General features: G+C 34.2%; 15 protein-coding genes. 5 read left to right on the forward strand and 10 right to left on the reverse strand.

The window, feature by feature from the left end; translation table 11 throughout:
* Positions 1-159: 159 nt before the first annotated feature.
* Positions 160-2,841, reverse strand: coding sequence for a CHAT domain-containing protein (locus H2O64_RS08015; RefSeq protein ID WP_187561666.1), 2,682 nt, complete (start codon positions 2,839-2,841; stop codon positions 160-162).
* Positions 2,842-2,939: 98 nt separating this feature from the next.
* On the reverse strand, positions 2,940-4,235 hold the full coding sequence (locus H2O64_RS08020) for a S8 family peptidase (protein ID WP_187561667.1): 1,296 nt from the start codon (positions 4,233-4,235) through the stop codon (positions 2,940-2,942).
* 78 nt (positions 4,236-4,313) lie between these two features.
* Here H2O64_RS08020 and H2O64_RS08025 point away from each other — a divergent pair, with 78 nt between their 5' ends.
* The 3 genes from H2O64_RS08025 (at position 4,314) to H2O64_RS08035 (ending at position 6,290) form a co-directional block, all read left to right on the forward strand.
* Complete coding sequence (locus H2O64_RS08025; protein WP_187561668.1) at positions 4,314-4,874, forward strand: RNA polymerase sigma factor; 561 nt, start codon at positions 4,314-4,316, stop codon at positions 4,872-4,874.
* Positions 4,859-5,677, forward strand: a complete 819-nt coding sequence (locus tag H2O64_RS08030) for a tetratricopeptide repeat protein (RefSeq protein ID WP_187561669.1) — start codon at positions 4,859-4,861, stop codon at positions 5,675-5,677. Before H2O64_RS08025 ends, H2O64_RS08030 begins: the two co-directional genes overlap by 16 nt.
* A 133-nt stretch (positions 5,678-5,810) precedes the next feature.
* A complete protein-coding gene (locus tag H2O64_RS08035) occupies positions 5,811-6,290 on the forward strand; it encodes a hypothetical protein (protein ID WP_187561670.1) in 480 nt (159 codons plus the stop codon).
* Positions 6,291-6,472: 182 nt separating this feature from the next.
* On the opposite strand, the gene H2O64_RS08040 is transcribed toward H2O64_RS08035, so the two are convergent.
* The 5 genes from H2O64_RS08040 to H2O64_RS08060 form a co-directional block, all read right to left on the reverse strand.
* Entirely contained in the window at positions 6,473-7,285 is an 813-nt protein-coding gene (locus H2O64_RS08040; RefSeq protein WP_187561671.1) for a hypothetical protein, read from the reverse strand.
* A 600-nt stretch (positions 7,286-7,885) separates the two neighbouring features.
* A complete protein-coding gene (locus tag H2O64_RS08045) occupies positions 7,886-10,309 on the reverse strand; it encodes a TonB-dependent receptor domain-containing protein (protein ID WP_187561672.1) in 2,424 nt (807 codons plus the stop codon).
* A 131-nt stretch (positions 10,310-10,440) separates the two neighbouring features.
* Complete coding sequence (locus H2O64_RS08050; RefSeq protein WP_187561673.1) at positions 10,441-11,793, reverse strand: HTTM domain-containing protein; 1,353 nt, start codon at positions 11,791-11,793, stop codon at positions 10,441-10,443.
* A 64-nt stretch (positions 11,794-11,857) separates the two neighbouring features.
* The gene (locus H2O64_RS08055) at positions 11,858-12,970 is read right to left on the reverse strand and encodes an imelysin family protein (protein ID WP_187561674.1); all 1,113 of its coding nucleotides are present in this window, start codon (positions 12,968-12,970) and stop codon (positions 11,858-11,860) included.
* A gap of 103 nt (positions 12,971-13,073) precedes the next feature.
* On the reverse strand, positions 13,074-14,273 hold the full coding sequence (locus H2O64_RS08060; protein ID WP_187561675.1) for a DUF4856 domain-containing protein: 1,200 nt from the start codon (positions 14,271-14,273) through the stop codon (positions 13,074-13,076).
* A gap of 309 nt (positions 14,274-14,582) precedes the next feature.
* On the opposite strand from H2O64_RS08060, the gene H2O64_RS08065 reads away from it, so the two are divergent.
* Entirely contained in the window at positions 14,583-15,377 is a 795-nt protein-coding gene (locus tag H2O64_RS08065; RefSeq protein WP_187561676.1) for a nuclear transport factor 2 family protein, read from the forward strand.
* 78 nt (positions 15,378-15,455) lie between these two features.
* Here H2O64_RS08065 and H2O64_RS08070 read toward each other — a convergent pair whose 3' ends face one another.
* The 3 genes from H2O64_RS08070 to H2O64_RS08080 form a co-directional block, all read right to left on the reverse strand.
* A complete protein-coding gene (locus H2O64_RS08070; RefSeq protein ID WP_187561677.1) occupies positions 15,456-16,715 on the reverse strand; it encodes an aminotransferase class I/II-fold pyridoxal phosphate-dependent enzyme in 1,260 nt (419 codons plus the stop codon).
* 235 nt (positions 16,716-16,950) lie between these two features.
* Positions 16,951-17,991, reverse strand: coding sequence for a PLP-dependent cysteine synthase family protein (locus H2O64_RS08075; RefSeq protein ID WP_187561678.1), 1,041 nt, complete (start codon positions 17,989-17,991; stop codon positions 16,951-16,953).
* 85 nt (positions 17,992-18,076) lie between these two features.
* Positions 18,077-20,137 carry a S9 family peptidase gene (locus tag H2O64_RS08080; RefSeq protein WP_187561679.1) on the reverse strand — a complete coding sequence of 687 codons (2,061 nt, stop codon included), beginning with the start codon at positions 20,135-20,137 and terminating at the stop codon, positions 18,077-18,079.
* Between the two features lie 136 nt (positions 20,138-20,273).
* Between H2O64_RS08080 and H2O64_RS08085 the strand changes: the two genes are divergently transcribed.
* Complete coding sequence (locus H2O64_RS08085; protein WP_187561680.1) at positions 20,274-20,597, forward strand: YbaB/EbfC family nucleoid-associated protein; 324 nt, start codon at positions 20,274-20,276, stop codon at positions 20,595-20,597.
* The last annotated feature ends 6 nt before the right edge of the window (positions 20,598-20,603 follow it).

The following is a 20,603-nucleotide window of genomic DNA, read 5'->3' on the forward strand; positions in this document are numbered from 1 at the left end:
TACCCAATAAAAAATGAAAAGAGTAACATATAAAATCAACAATCTTATTTTCAGATATTTACCTTAGTTATTTTTACTCGCTCAACATTTCAATTGCATCTCGACTGCGCTCGATGTGACAGTACGAACTAAAAATGATTTTATTCAGAATGGTCTCGCTTACGCTAAAATCTTCTTTCGATAATAGAAAAATAGTACTAAGAATACTAAAATCGCAATTCCAATGACAATGTAGGTGTAGTTTTGTACAGGTTGAAGCGTCAAAGAATTAGTACTTCCTGTCAGTGTAAAGGCTGCCCAATAATACGGTGTATTTTGTGAGCGATCATGTTTTGTTAAGTATGCTAGTTTTGCCAATTGCAATGCTTTGGATTTTGTCGTTCCTTTTTCGATTTCTGTGTAGAATTCTTGTAAAATTTCATTTCCAGCTTGCTCATTTACATTCCATTGCGAAGCCAATACACTTTGTGTTCCGTTATAGAAAAATCCTCTTGACAGATTGATGCGTCCTTCTCCAGAAAGATTGATTCCATCGTCAGTTTTACACGCATCTAAAATCACTAAATCTGCCTGATTTTCCAATCCGAAAAGTTCATTGAGTGACATTTTTTCTTCGTTAAACGCAATCCAAGGTGTTTGTGTATTCGTATCTAAACCCGCATGTGTATTGAAATGAATGATTTCAAAATCGTTTCTGTATTTTAGAAAATTTTCTTTGGAAGCTTCTTCTTTGGTTAATAGTACTGACACATCATATTTTGATAAGAATTCTAATACTTTTTCCGTTCCTGTCAATGTTGGCAATGTGGAATCTTCAAACTCATTTGGCGCAATAGCTAAGAGCTTTTGCGTTGGTGAATTTTGCTTTTGTTTGATTTGCTGAAATAATGAAAACGATTGCAAATACGACGTTTCAACAGTATTTACAAAATATACTTCTGAAAGTTTTCCGCTTTGTTGTGTTGGTAAGAGTTCAAACGGAATATACTGTAATGCTTCATCAGGGATAATAGTAATTTTTTTGTCTTTTAATCGTTCCGCAGCATTTTCAAACGGAAACAATTGCTGAAAAACATGATAACCAACTTCTTGATATGCTTTCAATTCTGAAGGTTTCATCCTGCGTTTGGTCATGAATGCTTGTAACGTTTTTAGTTGCTTTTGAAATGCAGGAACATCCGAAATTTTAAAGAAAATTGGTTCATCTGTATCATAGTAAATTCCGTAACCATCAGTTTCATGCAAAATGTATTCTACAAAAGCGGTTTCTTTGGCGGAAAACTCTTCCATAACAGCTTCTAACGATGTAATCGCAACTTTTTGTTTTGTTTTAATATATTCAGGATACACACGTTTCATGGAATCCATAAACGTCTGGTATTCTTTATTTTTTACGCTATACTTTTCTTTCCATGCAGCATTTTCAAGATGTTGCTGAAATACTTCTTCCAAGGTTAAAACATCATAATGCAGTTGGTATTCGCGTTCTAGTGATTCCTTTGGAATATCTGATGTAAGTTTTGTTTGGAATGTTTTTATATTTTCTTGCAGCAACAACGCTTTATTTTTTTCCATAAAATAGAAAGCACTTGCAGTATCATTCAATAGATAACAAATTTCTACGGCTAAAACATAGGTATTCACGCCTTTTTCTATCCAAAATAATTTGGAAGCTTCGGTATCAGTTTCATAGCGAATTAAAGACACTAGTTGGTCAATCAATGTGACCGTTTTTTTGGCTTTTATAAGATAAGACTTTTCTTTTTCTTGTTTGAAAGCCTGCACGTAATGAGCTACTAAATCAATCAAATATATTAATATATCTTGCTCGTAACCAGATTGTTTTATTTCAGCTAATGTTGGTAATTGAAATTCTTGCAGTATATTTTCTCGTTCTAAAACAATTGAAATTGCTTTTTCAAAATAAGGCAATTTTTCTTCAGCACTAATAGCTGTTTGATAATATCCCATGTTATCATACGCATTGGCAATTTGATCAATATCATCTGATTCATTAATAACACGTTGGTATTGTTGATTTGCAAGTGTATGTTTTTTTTGCCTAGAATAAATGACACCAATATTAAGTATAACATCTAATAATTCATAGGTTGAATCTTCTAAGTCTTTGTATATACTTTGTGCTTTTTTGTAAAACTTTAATGAATTTTCAAATTCCCCAAAAACATCATATACAATTCCCAAATTATTATAGGTTGATGCTAAATTAAATGGTGTCTTAGCTATTATTTCTATATTTTCTTCGATCACTTTTTGATGTAATTGTACAATAGCTAAGTCATCTCTATTTGGTTGGACACTTGTTCCACTTTCATACATAGCGCCATACACCCAAAGAATGGTTCTAGAGAGCTCACTCTTAAATGTATTGTTGTTACTAAATGTCTCATTAGATAATGCCTTATTTAAGAAGCCTAATGCCTTATAAAAATCTCCTTTTTCGGTTTCAATCTCTGCAAGTGTTTTGTAGGCATAACAGGTATGTAAATCACTTTGGTTTGCGCTAATGATCTCTAAAAGCATTTGATACGATTGTGCTATTTTTTCTTGTCTTTGGTATATAAATGCTTTTAGAAATAAGCTTTTATTGAGCGTAGTTTTATCAGAAAACTCATGTTTAATTTCGATAGCTTTTGACAAATTAAACAACGCTTTTTCATAATTTTCAGCCTTATAATAACTGCGACCAACTTCATGAAAAAGCGCTCCTAATCTTTCTGTTTTTTGGATAGTGTCTGATTGCTTGATTACTTCTTCAAATGCTTGTATACGATCTGCGACTTTGGCAATTGTGTTTATACTATCAATAGTACCTGACACATTGTTTTGCGCATGTACAATACTTGTTAAACAAGTAAAAAATAAGCTTATGATTTTTAGAGGAAAAGACATAGTTCCTCTAAAATAAACATTAATTTTTAATCGAATGGAATAATATATTTATTATTGAGTGTATTTCGATATTCGCCATCAAGTAAGGTAAAATCTGTTATGACCGTTGTTCCTCTTGAATTTAATTCTTCTTTTAAATCTTCCGGAGGTAAGATGCCTAAATCATCAAATATATTGGCGACTTCAATCGTAACTTGCGGTGCTGCAAAGGAAGTTCCTTGTACAGATACATCATAAAACGGAATTCCTTCTCCCAATGCAAAATAGTCTACACTGATGGCACCGTAATTGGAAAAGTCAGATATTTTGGTAAAGCTCGAATTCGCCGAAGCAACGGCAATAACATTGTTATGTTCGTAGGAAGAAGGAAAATGATTTAGCATATCATTATTACTTGCTAAATTCCCTGCTGATGTTATCATAATTACATCGTTATTGGCTTCTATAATATTTGAAAAAATAGCACTTAAATCTTCTTCGTCTCCTTCATCATACCAACCCATACTTATACTTACTATATCTGCTCTTTCTGCTGCATATAAGGTTCCGCAAAGGAAATCAAAGTAACTTGCGCCTCCACTAGCGTTGGCAACTTTAACAGGTAATATTTGATGTGGTATGGCATTCGCCGTTAATGCATCGGTAATCATATTTGCAATAATACTTCCGTGTTTTCCGATATCGTCATCATAGGCATTCGCATCTTCATTGACAAAATCCCATCCCGATTTATCACCGCTAATTTCAGTGAATTCTGCATTGTATAAAAATTGATTAGGACTCATCCCTGTGTTAAATACAGTCAATCCGGTAGCGATTCCAGTATCCACAATTGCAATCGTTATTCCTGTATTTACAGTTTTTATGTATGGAATATAGCCTGTATCGGCATCCGTTCCAATGAAGGGACTATCTAAATCCAATCCAAAAACAAATTCATAATCAACTTCAAGTAGTCCAGTAGTACTTTCTGGATCAATTTGACCTTTGATAGCACGTCTTTTTGGTTCAGCATCTATCACTCCGCCAAAGTACCAAAGTTCAATATCTTGATTGTCACAATGACAAATTTCATAATTCCCTACACCATTAAAAGTTCGTATATTATTTTTTTCTGCATCTGGTGTACCAGCTTTATACTGAACAACCATTGACGTATCTGAATAGGTAGGAAAAAAGAATGATTTACGACTTGTGTTTTCACTGCTATTATTTTTTGCAGTTACTAAACTCTCTTTGTCTTGTGTAACAAAATCATCTGTTGTACATGACCAAACCACGAATACAAACACGAATGCAATAAGTTTTTGTATATTTCTCATAATATTTAATTTTTGCGTTTATATGAAGGGGATAAAAACACCGAAACATTACCCAATATTTTTAATAATATTAGATGTATGAAAGATAGTGAAAGATTTATTGATGCGCTTATCACTGGAAATGAACTTATTATAAAGGAACTTTACACCAAGTTATTTCCGAAAATTAAGTCGTATGTCATGAAAAATAGAGGCGATTCTCAAGATGCTTCCGATGTTTTTCACGATGGACTTATGTATATCATCGTAACTCAAAAAGAAAAAAGATCCGAAATAAAATCGTTTGAAGCCTACTTATTCGTGGTTTGTAAAAATCTTTGGCTAAAAACTTTGAAAAACAAGGTAATAAAAACAGACACATTGACCCTAGTAGATAAAGAGGAAGAATTGAGTTCCTTTATTATTGAACAACAATTATTTGATTTTTACATAGAAATATTTGATTTACTCTCTGAAAATTGCAAAGAAGTTTTAAGTAGTTATTTCAACGGTTTAACCTATGAAGAAATTGTCATCGAATATGCGTATGCTTCTGTGAATACGGTACGACAGCGTGTTTTTAAATGCAGAACAAAATTGATTAAACTAATTAAAGAAGATAACAAATACCAAAAAATAAAACAATGGCGTCAAAATTAACAGCAATGCTTTTAGCAGACATGGAACGTTATTTAAAAGGTGAAATGACAGGCTTAGAACTGCAGAAATTTGAGCAAAAATTAAAGGAAGATGCTGAACTTCGAAGTGAACTCAGAATTCAAATAGAACTTTTTGAAGCAGTTGGAAACAATAGTGATTATTCTGTATTTCAAGAAAAATTGAATCGTGAGGAAGTTGACAAACTAAAATCGAAACTCCGAAGCAAAGAATATCAAGATTTATCGGCAAACATCAAAAATGCTGAAAAAGTATATTTTAGTGAACAATCAAAAGTAAGACCTTTTCAAAAATACTATCGTTACCTCGCTATTGCTGGAGTTATTGTATTATTTTTCGGAATTTACTTTTCGCAAATGAATCCATCGTATTCTTCTTATTATGATTCGTACGTCGATTATTCAACATTGCCTTCATTCATTGAAAAAGGAGAAGTAACTACATTTACAAAAGGAGAATTAGTATTTAAGAAAGAAGACTATCAAGCTGCCGCTGAATACTTTGCTGCTATAGAAACTTCTAATGAATTGTATCCGCATAGTTTACTATGGCTTGGCGCTTCGTATGACAAACTCAATCAAAATGACAAAGCAATTACTACTTTTCAAAAGCTATCAAAAGTAGCGGATCCGTATTTAAGTTCTAAAGGATATTGGTATGAAGCATTAATTCATTTAAAGGATAATGACAAAGAAAAAGCAATGAAAGCTTTAGAAAAAAGTACTGAAGATGAAGATAATTTTAACTTTCAAGAAGCAAAAGTTTTGTTACGAAAGTTAGATTAACCTAATAAATTCTCATGATTCGGTTGTAAATAAATGTATAACGTAGTGCATCAACTACTTTACCTACAGTTTACTATATATGTGTTTTAATGAAAATTCGTATATTCGTAGTATTAACATAAAACCACCACCGATGAAAAAATTAGTATTAGTACTTCTTATGCTTACCACATTCGTAAGTTGTACTTCCGATGACAATTCAGTAACTCCTGATGAAGAAACTGTTGAGCAAACCACAGAACCCATAACGCCGCCAACAGAACCTGTAGAACCCGCACAAGAAAACTTAATGCTTGGCGAATGGAAGTTAGTGTACATTTACACACCATTTTCTGCAAATCAAATTACAGATTACAGCATGCAAAATATCACATACGAATTCAGAGATGATGGATTCGTAGTAGTGAGTGCAGACAATTTAATTCACGATACTGGCGAATATCCGTATACATTTACTTTAGAAAGTTTAGGCGGTACGCCAAATAATGAACCACTATCACTGATTACAACTATTGAGGGAAATAGATTTCTGTATCAAGAACGATCAGATGGTCTTACCAGATTATCGTTATCATATATTGACGGACAAGATTTATTTTTAGAACCGTTGTAATAAAAATTATTAAAAAAACTATCGATACAAAGCGAACTTCTCAGTTCGCTTTTTTCATTAGAACTAGCCATAAATACAGTGATTTTTTATTAAAGCCTCTTCTGAACCTAATTAAGTTTTTTTATCTGTCAGTTCGAGCGCAGTTGAGAACAAGAAAAAAGATAGAAATATAATTGTTACATCTAAAACATGCCAGCAATATATTGAACCCAACCTTCACCTTTTTCGGCAATAGTTTGAATGATTTCTTTAGCGACTTCCGTATTACAAGTTTCTAGAAACTTACGAATCAAACTTCCCGATTTCTTCTTTTCTTTTTCAGAAGATTTATCAGATTGTAACGTTTCTAAGTTAGAAAGTAGTTTCTTTTCTTCTTTATTATTTTTAGAAAACTCTTTGATTAAATCAACAATTCTATCATCAATTTCTGAGATATGAATGTTACTATTATTAATTAAATTTCCTATGAATTGTGTTTTATCAGTTGTATTCCTTTGTTCTTTGATAACTGTACTATTTTCAGCAGCAGCTACAAAAAGTTGATTTCCTTTACTCGCGAGAAGCTTCGTAATATCAGAAATTTGCTCATTATGACTTTTCAATAAATTGTTTTCTAATTTTAAAATGTCTAACGAATGTTTAAAATGTTGTACTTGACTTTTTAACTTTAAGATTAAAACATCAGCTTTTTCGTTAGTTACTTCAGCAACTGTATTTACTTGAAAATTTTCTTTATCCGTTGTTAGAAAACCTAAATATTCATCCAACCAAATTTGCAATTCTTCTCTAGTAGTTGTTTCTGGAAAATCAAAAGCAATATCCAAACCGCCTTCTACTTCGGAAGCATGCATCGTAATATTTACTTTTTTACTGTCTTTTACATAGTTAGAAAAGAATACTAAATATTGACTAATGCTAGAAATTAGGTGTTTGTCTAGTTTTAGGAAAGTGTATTTTTTGAGTTTTGATTCGGCATCTTCTTTTTCAAGTTTCAATTTAGAATTTCTTAACCTATAGATTTTATTAAATACTATGAAATAAAATACAGTTGAGATAAGTCCAGAAATGTTTGCAATGTTAGCAAATGAATCATCAAGAAATAAAATTGAATAAATGAAGATTGTAAAAAATATTATGACTAGAAATGCAAATAAAATTATCAAATACCCTAATTCTTTTCCTCCTAATTTGATATTAAACATATAATATTAATTAAATTTACATAGATTTCTTTCAATAAAAATAATAAAGTATTTCAAAATTTCATAAAATTATGTGACAAACATGTCAAATCGAGCGCAGTCGAGATTCTTAATAAATGTACTTTTAGTCAATTATTTCTCGACTGCGCTCGAAGTGACAAAGCTAAATTTTATTAAACTTAATAGCTAATTTGTAATTCCGCATCTATTGTGGAATCCCCCTTGCTGGTACGGATTTACAATTCGTAACGACAAACAAACTAAAAAATATTCGTGAATTCGCGCTAGAATACTTTATAAATATGTCAAATCGAGCATTATTGAGACTCTTAGCAAATGTGCTTTTAATCGAATACTTCTCGACTGCGCTCGAAGTGACAAAACTGAGTTTCATTAAAATTTTACTTGAAGTGTCGTATAAAAATTCCGATTCACAGATGGAATAATCCCTGGACCAGGATATCCTGTCGCACGGCGTGTGAAATAGTTGTTGTCTAATACATTATTAATTCCAGCTTCTAACTTGAAGTTTTTATAAGTATACGACATGGAGATATCTAAAATATCGTACGCTGGAATTTCACCAATAACACCACCTAAATTACTTTCTACAGCATTTGAAGCATCTGTAAATTGCTGTGAAATGTAACTATATTGAATGCTTGATAAGAAGTTTTTATACCCAAAACGAACTCCAGTTTTCAAGTTTACATTCGGCACAAATTCAACCTTGTTGCCTTCTACTCCATTCTCTTGTGTTTTAGTATATTCCGAATCGGTTACGGCTGCGTTGATAAAGTAGTTGAAACTATAATCGTTATTCTTAATGAAGATTTCATTCAGATTAAAATCTAGCAAACCTTCAAAACCATACATGACGGCGTCACCAATATTTCCACGTTCCGTTTTTACGCTTCCATCAGGAAAAGCACGTTGAATAAACCCAATTCGGTTATTATAAAACAATCCGAAAGCGCCCACATCATACGAAACAATATTGTTGTAATTTCCACGCAATCCGAAATCGATGGTCATTCCTTTTTCGTCGTCAATATCTGGACTGATCGCAAATGCAGGATTGATAATACTAATGTCTGTAAACGTCACCGAACGGTAATTTTGTGAAGCATTTCCATAGATTTCCAACGCGTCCGAAGGTTTGTAACTCGCGCCCAATCCGAACAACACAAACGAACGTTCGCGCACTTCGCTATTGTCAACCGTTTCGTTTAAAATGACGTTTCCGGCAGCATCTGTATTAATTCGCTTGAAAAATCCGTCACTTTCTGTTTTGATATGTTCAAATCGAAAACCTGGTGTGATCGATAATTTATCATTCAGATAAAAAATATTTTCACCAAAAACTGCCATATTCAAGTTTGGATACTCGTACGCAGATTGATTTTGATAGTTTGGAAAATCATCCAACTGAAATTCAAAATTCGGATCGCTTCCCTCAGAACCCGGACCTTGCGCACTTGTATTGTCTGCTTTGTAAAATTTTGTTCCTACCAAAAACGTTGATTTCTTCCCGAATACTTCATACTTATTCAACAATCGCGCTTCAAATCCGAAGTTGTTAAAATCGCCTTTTATCAAATCGCGTTCGGTTCCAGGATCAATCTGATTCACTCTATTTGTACGGAAACCAAGCGCATTTCGCGAAGCTTTTAAGCCAAATGCATTAAATGTAAAATTGGTGTTTTCTGAGAATCTGTGCGAAAATTTTAAATTGTACAACAGCCAATCCACTTGAAACCAATTTCGTTCACGATTGCTCTGAAAAGGATTTTCAGCAAACATTGCATCAGTTAACCCGCCCGCTTGTTTTGCCAAATACCGCAAATACGTAACTTCAGCTTCAAGCTTAGTATTTTCATTGAATTGATAGCCAATATGTGCGTATGCATTTTTCGATTCAAATTCAGAATTTGGACGAAATCCGTCGCCTTTTTTATAATTGAAAAACGAATAGTAACTCCATTTATCAACCGTTCCGCTAACGCTCGTAAAATTTGTATATAAATTGTTGCTTCCAATCGTATTTCGTGTGATCAATTCAATTGGTTTTGCTTCGTTTGGTTTTTTCATGACAAAGTTCACCAAACCGCCAAACTGCGTTCCGTACTGCAAAGAAGCCGCACCACGAATGATTTGGATTTCCTGTAAACCTTCTGCCGCAGGCGAATAGTAACTTTCAGGATAACCCAACACATCTGCGCTAATGTCATAGCCATTTTGACGTGTATTGAAGTTTGCCGTTCGGTTCGGATCTAAACCGCGTCCACCAATATTTAACTGCAAACCTGCATCATCATTTTGGTAAATATTTAAACCCACAACCTGACTGTATATTTGGCGCGCGTTGTTGGAAGCCAAGTTTGCCATGGATTGTTCAACCAACACTACTTCCGTCTTTTTTCCTGCGTAAATCGCGGTTTCTTCCACATCTTTTAATCGCTTTAGCGCGAATACTTTCGTTTTTCGGATATTGAGTTCTACTTCTGAAAGTTGTTCTCCGAGCGCATTTAAACGTACGTTTAAAACAACTTCTTTGTTGACAACAATTGCTTTTTCTACAACTTCATATTCAAACGAGAAAAAGACCAACGTAATGTTTTCTTTTTCTGTGATGAATTCATAATAACCGTCCGTATTTGTCGTGGTAATTTTACCGGAAACTTTATCGTAAATATCCACATTTGCAATTGGTGTATTGTTTGCTGCAGTTACAGTTCCAGAAATTTTTTGTTGTGCAGCTAGGGAAATGCTGAATAAACAAAGCAAACTTAGTATGCTAAAATTTTTTATATTCATTTGTTCTATACTATTTTCTTTATTGGTCTGAGTTCATTAGTTATCTCGTTAGCTACGCTAGTTATTTTCAATCTAAATATATTTTGATTTCAATAATGCTCGATATGACATTTCGCAGTAAGGATGATTCATTAATCTCTCATTGGTAAAATCCAGTTTTTATGTTGGAATGATTCTTTTTGTTGATATAAATCAACTGTTTTGTCTATATATAATTGGCTTAATCGTCCGTTTAAAGCCACGTAACTTTCTACAAATACTTGTACGTTTTTGTGTCCTTGATTGGTAAAATGATCGCCTAAATAATGTGCATATTCGAGAATGAAATCAGGTTGAAAACTCATCTGTTTTTCCTGTAAAGGTGTGAGAAAGTCGCTGTTTTTCACGTAGAAAAAGTTTCCCGTTTCGCCATCTGCAATTTTGAAGGTTGTGTTGCCCATTTTTTCCATTAACATCACGCGCCACGAAAATCGATAACCTTCTTCTGTCCAAAATAATTCGCCCGGATGTAATAAGTATCGAAATGGTAATAAGAGTTGAATCGTAAAAAAAGCAATCACAATTGGAATTACAATCGATTTAAAACGCACATGATATTCAGGAAATACTTGAATTGCGTTCGTTTTTACCTTTATCACAGCTTGCAACATTCTTCGGAGAAACGCAATGATTTTTTTGTGGAAATCCGCTTCAAAGAAGATTAATGAACTCACAATCATTACATACGGAAACATTCCGATCGGGAATAAAACACGCGTAAATACATGAAAGAACACCACCAAAGCAAACGCAAACCAGCGTGTTCGTTTGTACAATAGTAAAAACGGAATTAGTAAATCGTATAACATTCCTGACCAACTCATTGCGTAATGAAACCAGTTTTGTTGCATGAGCGTTTCTCCAATGATTGGCAAATCGTATTTTGAAGGCAACCAGATTTTAAGCGGCATTGCATTCAACAACCAATCTGAGTTTATTTTGGCTAAACCTGCATAGAAATAGACAATTCCAAGTAATAATTTAATCGAATCAATGGTCCATTTAGGAATTTGGGTGTAGCTTCTTTTTCGCCATAGATTGTCTACTGAAAACGTTGCATTCGCAGGAAGAAAGATCAACAGAAAACTCAAGATACTAATGAAGTAATAGTGATTGAGATAGGTAGTTTTTTCGAGCAATTCGATATACGTAAAACTCAAAAAGAATAGGATTATCGATAAACGGTATTTTAATCCTAACGCTACACAAAACGCCGATAATCCACAGATAAAGAATAATAGATAGGTGTAGTTTCCTAATGGTTGAATCCACTCAAAACCGTAGTATGAGAAGTGAAATGTTGGTTCTAAATAGACAGTTTCTATCCAACCTTTTAACCAAAAACGAATGATACTATAACACATTAGCAACCCAAAACCTATACGAAATACAGCCAATGGCGTCGCGTTGGTTTGTTGTTGTACATATGTTTGAAAACGATTCATTCTTTTTCACAAAAAAAGGTTGTCCTAGTACGACAACCTTCTGTATTATAATTAATTATATGATTTAATCTCCATCAGCATCTACATAATCAACGCTCACATTAAACGCTTGCAGCATGTCCACTTTTAACAATACAACTGCTGCTTGAAGTGCGTCATACGCTTGCGTCATTTTTGTATTGTCCGTGTTAATTTGCGTGAAGAAATTCGCGTTTAAGTCTTGAATTTTTCCGCGCGCGGTGTTGAACTGTGTGTTTATTAAAGTAGCTAATTCAGTTCTATCTAAAAATGTTAAATATGTTTTGAAGCTTTCGCCAGAAGCGCTTCCATTATATTGTGTTCCGTTGAAAAGATTTTGCACAGCTGTTAATGCTTCTAATGCTAATTCTTTCGATACTTCTTGATTGTAGAATGCTTCCACTTTTTCTGGTAAAGGCGTTGCTGAAAAGTTTCCGGCTGGGATTCCAATTTTAGTAGCTCTTAATCCTTTTTCGTAGTAGAAAATGAAATCGTTGATAAATTTGTTCGTCGCGCTTGTCGCTGTGTTTGCTGTGCTTGCTATAAATGTATCTCTGTATGTTGTTGTCCAATCGCTTAGTACTTCTTGCGTAAGCATTTGCATCTGACTTACTAAATCCGTAAGGTATGTTTTGTACTTACTCGATTCGGCGTTTGTTGTATATTTTTCTAAGATGTCTGTGTCTGTTGCACCAAGTCCATATAACATGTAATCTAACGCAGGAAAACCAACCGCGTCATTGTTATTTGGATGTGTTAGATCGTAGGTTCCAGTAGCAATATTATTTTCAACATCCGTTGTACTTACAGGATAAATGTTCATTTGGAAGCTGTATAGAATTTCTTCTGCTTTTCCAATATTGAATGCTTCTACATGTTGCCATGATTTGTACGCAGTGAGCCAAGCGGAACGTAACGCATCAAGATTTGCTTGATTTGGCGTTGCTACAAAAGTATCTTTCGCAGTTGCTAACGTACTTAAACTTGTCGTTAATCCTTGATACGCTGGAATCACAATATTGTCAGCGATATTGCGTAGCATTCCTGCTCTGTCAAATGAAGTTTCGCCAGGTGTTTCAGGCGTTACATTGTCATCACTTGAACTACATGCTGCAATAAATATCACTAAAAGTACTCCTGAAAAAATCTTCTTTATCATCTTATTTCTATTTATTCTAAATAAACATTGCAAAAGTAAAAAAGGAGTTAGAGTATTCCAAAAACTTCAACTCCTTTTTTATACTAATTCCAATTAATTTTTTTTAGTTTGAAGCTTGTGCTGTTGTAAAGCTGAATTCGGATGAAATAGCTTCAGAAATTTCATCTAAAGTTGCAGGACTTACATCCCAAAAACCATTTCCTGTCATCAACTGATTGATGAATCCGTCAACTTCTGTTTTGGTGAAATATGGTTCGTTTGTTCCTGGCTTGCGCGTGAATTGCAAACTGTATATGAATCCAAATCCTTCTGATAAATCGTGAAAAGCAGCTGCTTTATCTGTTGCTAATACATTTTTTCCACTTTGTAAATAGTATACAGCTCTTACACCAATTACTGTTGAAATTTTCTCTCTGATAATATTTGCTTGTGCATCACGAACTTCGTAATTTTTTGCTACGATTGCCGCTCTCCCAAGTTTGAACGCTTCGTATACTTCAGAAGCAATTCCTGCAAAGTCAGCATCATTTTCAACTCTTGAAAGGTATTTGTTTAAGAAACTGTCTTGATTTAATATTGGATTTGTTGCATTGTCCGTTCCGTAAAGGTACCCGAATGCTTCATCCCATTTGTGCTCCATATTCGTATATGATTTTCCTTCAGCTACAATTCCTGCATCATTATCTGCAATATTACTTCCTGCATCTAAAACTGAAGGACTTAAATAATTGTTTAGCATTTGATCCACCATCAACGCGCCAATTAACGATTTGCTTATTACTTGATTGTATTCTAATCCTTTTCCGCTAATGTATCGTGTAGATCCGCCACCTGCTTCTTGCAAGTTTCCTGCGTTTCCAGCAGTTGCGGTTGTTGCCCAATTTGGGAATACGTCTGAAACTTGATTCGCTATCCATGCATCAAAATCTGCTTTGATTGCGTTTGCGTCTGTTGTATTTGCTGAGAAATAATCTGATGAAGCTGCCGTTTTGCTGCGAATACTTTTATCGGAAGCGTTTAAATCTGTATTGCTAAAGTCATTGTTTCCTTCTGCATGCGCAAACATTCCATCAAGCGCAGTTTCTGTACGTGTGTTATCTGTCAAAGCTGCGATAAACTCTTCTCCCATTTGGATTCTTGTGGTTTGTCCACTGTAACTTACGGAAGAACTTCCGTCTCTACTAAATTCGTACGTTGCTGGAGCAACAATTGAAGTGTCTATTGGTTCATTTCCGTCATCGTCTGAACATGCTGTAAATATGAAGCTAGAAAGTGTCAAGAATCCTAGTATTACTTTTTTCATTTTGAATATTTTTTAAGAGTATTGGTTTTTGTTTTGGCAAATATATTATGTGATTTTGAATTGACAAAGTTTATTTAGACTTAATCTTAATAAACTTAAGAGATAATTTAAACAGGATAAATAAGGCATTGTTTTTCAATGTTTTACAACTTTAGTATTGAATGTTAAATTTTTGTTTCTTCCTGTAAATTGGATTAAAAAAGTATGTAATGGGCATTTCAGAATTACTCATTTTAGAAAAAAACAAAAAGTTGTAACCGATTTCTTCTACCATCGTCTTAGATTTATAATTAATCATCAATCAAAAAAATGAAATCAATTAAAAATTACTTCGCAAGCATGCTCTTTTTGGGAATGCTTATTTTTTCAAACTCTGTTTTCTGTCAAGAATCAGAAATGGGTTCTCCTGATAGTTTAGAGGATAAAATTTTAGCATTGGATGCCAAATTTTGGAAAGCCTATAATTCATGTGCTGTAGACGATTTTAAACAGTTTTTAACCGACGATTTAGAGTTTTATCATGATAAAGGCGGCTTGACAAAGACTTCAGACAAGTTAATTTCTTTGGTCAAAACAGGACTTTGCAAAGATCCGAACGTTAGATTGCGCAGAGAAGCCGTATTCGGAACAATACACGTATATCCATTACAAAATTATGGCGCGATTATTACTGGTAAACACCTTTTTTATGTCACAGAAAATGGAGGAAACGAACAACTTGTAGAATCTGCAAAGTTTACACATGTTTGGCAAAATAAAAATGGTGTTTGGCGTATGTCAAGAGTATTAAGTTACGATCATCAACAAGCGTCAAAAAACTCAAATACCTTGAGCATTCAATTGTCAATGTCGTCTATGAAATCATTGATAGGAACATACAAAGCACCAAATACAGGAATGGTTACCATTTCTATGAAAGATAACACATTGCGCATTAAAGCAGGACAATTGAATTCTGAATTGTTTGCACAGTCTGAAACGTCACTTTTTATTAAAGAAGCGCCATTGCGTTTTAAGTTTGAGAAAAATTCAGATGGAAAAGTGGTAAAGTTTACTGTGTATGAGAATGGAAATGCTGTTGAGGAAGCGGTGCGTGTGGAGTGAAAAATATATTTTTAATTAGGCATAAAAAAACCCAAAACTTTCCAGTTTCGGGTTTTTTAATATATATTTTAAACAAAACTACTCTCCCATAGCCGCCATAACCGCCGCAGAAAGTCTTTTGTAAGTTCCGTCTTCTAATCTCGTACGAATTGCAGAGAAAGCGACTAACGTTTCTTCTACGTCTTGTAATGTGTGTGATGCCGTAGGAATCATTCGTAGTAGAATTAATCCTTTTGGAATTACTGGATATACCACAATTGAACAAAAGATTCCGTGATTTTCACGCAAGTCTTTTACCAATGCCATTGCTTCTGGAATACTTCCTTTTAGGTATACTGGCGTAACACAACTTTGCGTCTTTCCGATTTCAAATCCTCTTGCTTTTAATCCACTTTGTAGTGCATCAACAATTTTCCAAAGGTTTTGTTTGAGTTCTGGCATTGTGCGTAACATGTCTAAACGTTTTAATGCGCCAACAACCAATTGCATTTGTAACGATTTCGCAAACATTTGCGAACGTAAGTTGTATTTTAAGTAGTCGATGATTTCTTTGTCAGCCGCAATAAATGCTCCTGTACTTGCCATTGATTTTGCAAAGGTTGCGAAGTATACGTCAATTTCGTCTTGTACGCCTTGCTCTTCTCCTGCTCCAGCACCTGTAGCGCCAAGCGTTCCAAAACCATGTGCATCATCAACAAATAAACGGAAGTTATATTTTTTCTTTAACGCTACGATTTCTTTTAACTTTCCTTGCTCACCACGCATTCCAAACACACCTTCAGAGATCACTAAGATTCCTCCGCCAGTTTGTTCTGCCATTTTAGTAGCGCGTTCTAAGTTTTTTTCTAAGCTTTCAATGTCGTTATGCTTGAATGTGAAACGTTTTCCCATGTGTAAACGTACACCATCAATAATACATGCATGCGAATCTACATCGTATACAATGATATCATTTTTAGATACCAACGCATCCACCGTAGAAACCATTCCTTGATATCCGAAGTTTAGTAAGTATGTTGCTTCTTTTCCGACAAATTCAGCCAATTCATCTTGAAGTTGCTCGTGTAAGTCTGTGTGACCAGACATCATTCGCGCGCCCATTGGATATGCTGAACCATACGCCGCAGCAGCTTCTGCATCTACTTTACGTACTTCTGGATGATTTGCTAGTCCTAAATAGTCATTGATACTCCAAGTGATGACATCTTTTCCCTGAAATTTCATTCGATTCGAGATTTCGCCTTCTAACTTGGGAAAAACAAAATATCCTTCTGCTTGTGATGCCCATTTTCCTAATGGTCCTTTGTCCTTGTATATTTTCGCAAATAAATCCTTCATCTATCTAAGTTTTCTTTGTGTGTCAATTCGGGTTATCGTAGTAATTTAAGAAGTTTTTGTAAAAACTTCAACGGCAAAAATAAATATTTTTACGTGGCTATCATAATTATTACACTTTTATGTTAGTTTCATATTTTTTTGGGAACTATTTTACGATATCTTGAACGCTAAAACATAAAAGCAGCATAATTGTTACTATGCTGCTTTTAAGTATGTTATAAAAAAAGTTTTCTTCTTATTTAATGTACTCTATTTTTTGAGCTTCTTCAAGGTTTTTACTGTCAAAGAATCCTTGTGAACGCATCCATTCGTCACTGTATACTTTGCTCATGTATCGCGAACCATGATCTGGAAAAATTACAATGACATTACTGTTTTCGTCAAATTCTCCTTCTTCAGCTAGTTGCTCTATGGCTTGCATCGCTGCGCCACTTGTGTATCCAACAAAAAGACCTTCCGTTTTTGATATTTCACGGGCTTTGTGCGCGCTTTCTTCATCTTTTACTTTGACAAATTTATCAATTACATCAAAATCTGTTGCTGTTGGAATTAAGTTCTTACCTAATCCTTCAATGCGATAGGGATAGATTTCTTCTGCATCAAACTCTCTAGTTTCATGATATTTTTTTAAGACAGATCCGTACGCATCCACCCCTAAAACGCGAATGTCTGGATTTTGTTCTTTTAAATATTTTGCAGTTCCTGAAATGGTTCCTCCTGTTCCACTACACGCTACAAAGTGTGTAATGTTTCCGTTGGTTTGCTTCCAAATTTCTGGACCAGTGGTTTTGTAATGTGCATCAATGTTTAATTGATTGAAGTATTGATTGATGTATACAGAACCTTGTGTTTCTTCATGAATACGCTTTGCAACTTGATAGTATGAACGTGGATCATCAGCACTTACATGTGCTGGACACACATATACTTTTGCGCCCATAGAACGCAACATGTCTATTTTATCTGACGATGATTTAGAGCTTACCGCTAGTATACATTCGTATCCTTTGATAATACTTACCATTGCAATACTAAATCCTGTATTTCCTGAAGTTGTTTCTATAATAGTATCGCCTGGCTTTAGAATACCTTTTCGTTCTGCCTCTTCAATGATGTATAAAGCGATTCTATCTTTTGTTGAATGTCCTGGATTGAATGACTCTACTTTTGCATAGAAATTTCCTTTGATATTTTTAGTTATGTGATTTAACTTTATTAAAGGCGTATTCCCAATGAGTTCGAGTACATTATCAAAAGCATTAATTTGTTGTTCCATAAAAACTAGTAAGTTGTACAGGGTTTTATTTTTGTAAGTTTTGAAAAAAATGCAAAACCTTGCAAATTTAAGTTAAATTTTTTAATTATTCCTTAATATTTTCTAAGTCCAGTAAAAACGCGTATTCTTCGGCTACTTCTTTTAAAGGTTCAAAACGTCCAGATGCACCTCCGTGTCCTGCATCCATATTCGTATGAAGCAATAAAATAGTGTCATTCGTTTTTATATCACGAAGCTTTGCAACCCATTTTGCAGGCTCCCAATATTGCACTTGCGAATCGTGTAATCCTGTGGTAACAAGCATATTTGGATACGCTTTAGCTTCTACATTGTCATACGGAGAATATGATTTCATGTATTCATAATATTCTTTTTCGTTTGGATTTCCCCATTCGTCATATTCGCCAGTTGTTAACGGTATGCTATCATCTAACATCGTTGTAATGACATCTACAAACGGAACAGTTGCAACAATTCCATTGTATAGTTCTGGATGTAAGTTTGAAATAACGCCCATCAACAATCCACCAGCACTTCCGCCAGAAGCGTATAAATGTGCTGGTGATGTGTATTTTTGTTCGATTAGATATTTAGAGCAATCGATAAAATCTGTAAATGTATTTTTCTTGTCCATTAGTTTTCCATCATCATACCAGTTTCTTCCTAAGTATTCGCCACCACGAATATGCGCAATGACATAGATGAATCCTCTGTCGAGTAAACTTAAGCGTGAAGAAGAAAAATACGGATCAATGGTAGAACCATACGAACCATATGCATATTGCAATACAGGGTTGCTTCCGTCTTTTTTGATTCCTTTTCTATACACAACAGACATTGGAATTTTTGTTCCATCTACGGCAGTTGCCCAAAGACGCTCAGAAGTATAGTTATTTTTATCAAACTTTCCGCCAAGAACTTCTTGCTCCTTTTTGACTTCTTTGGCTTTAGTAACCATGTTAAAATCGATTACAGACGCTGGTGTTGTCATAGCATTGTATGTATACCGTAATATGTCTGTATCAAAATCTACGTTTGTGCTTGTATTTGCAGTATAGGTTTCGTTATCAAACGGCAAGTAATAATCTTCTTTTCCGTTCCATCGCATGATTCTGATTTTATTTAAACCATTATCACGCTCACTTACCACTAAGAAATCTTTAAAAATTTCGATATCTTCCAATAAAACATCTGGACGATGCGGAATGATATCTTCCCAGTGTTCCATACCCGTTTTGTCTGCGGGTGTTTTAGAGAGTTTAAAGTTAATGGAAGCATCTTTGTTACTCATTACATAGAAATGATCATTGTAATGCGAAATACCGTATTCTAGTCCACGAACGCGTTCTTGAAAGACTCTGAATTCTCCATCAGGATTGTTGGCTTCTAGTATTCTGTATTCCATCGTCAACGTACTGTATGAACCGATGATTAGATATTTTTTTGATTTTGATTTGTATACAAAAGTGATATACGCTTCATCTTTTTCATGAAAAACCACTTTATCATTTGCAACATCGTCTCCTAATTTATGCTTGTATATTTTTTCAGAACGCAAGGTTTGTTCGTCTTTATTGGCATAGAACAATGTTTTGTTATCCGTTGCCCAAGTAGCACTTCCGGTAGTGTTTTCAATGCGTTCTTTGTAGATTTCACCTGTTTCCAGATTTTTTATGTGAATTACATATTGTCTTCTACTCACGGTATCTACACCATATGCCACTAATTTGTTATCGGGACTAATACTAATACCAGATAGTTTATAATACGAATGTCCTTTTGCCATTTCGTTTACATCAAACAGTACTTCTTCTGGCGCATCCAATGTTTCTTTTCTACGTGTGTGAATTGGATAATCTTTTCCTTCTTCATATTTGCGGATGTACCAATATCCGTTTAATTTATACGGTACTGACGAATCGTCTTCTTTGATTCGCCCTTTTAATTCTTCAAATAAATCTTTCTGAAAATCCTTCGTATGCGCCGTCATTTCATCATTATACGCGTTTTCTGCTTCTAAATACGCTATGACTTCTGGATTTTCTCTATCATTCAACCAATAATAATCGTCAATTCTAACATCGCCATGTTTTTCAAGTTTTGTAGGTTTTTTGGCTGCTGTTGGTATGGATAAGGTATCTTTCATGTGTGTGCTATTCTTTTTACAGAATTTTATAAGTATAAGATTGATTCTTAGTGTAACTACTTTTTTTCATTTGAAAAGTATGTTAAAAGCTTACAATTTAATAATTTTGTAAAAATTAACCTTTAATTATATACAAATGTTTGGAGATTTAATGGGAATGATGGGAAAATTGAAAGAAGCCCAGCAAAAAGTAGAAGAAACAAAGCAACGTTTGCATTCAGTTTTGATTGATGAAAAAAGCTCAGATAACCTTCTAAATGTGACAGTTACCGCGAATAGAAAGATCAAGTCGATTGAAATTTCAGATGAATTATTGCAAGATAAAGAGCAGCTCGAAGATTATTTAATTTTAACACTAAATAAAGCAATTGAGCGTGCAGGACAAGTGCATGAAACTGAAGTTGGTGCTGTTGCAAAAGACGGAATGCCTAATATTCCCGGAATGGACATGTTTTCGTAAACAGGA

Origin of the sequence: Kordia aestuariivivens (genome assembly GCF_014397005.1) — a bacterium.
GTDB classification, from domain to species: domain Bacteria; phylum Bacteroidota; class Bacteroidia; order Flavobacteriales; family Flavobacteriaceae; genus Kordia; species Kordia aestuariivivens.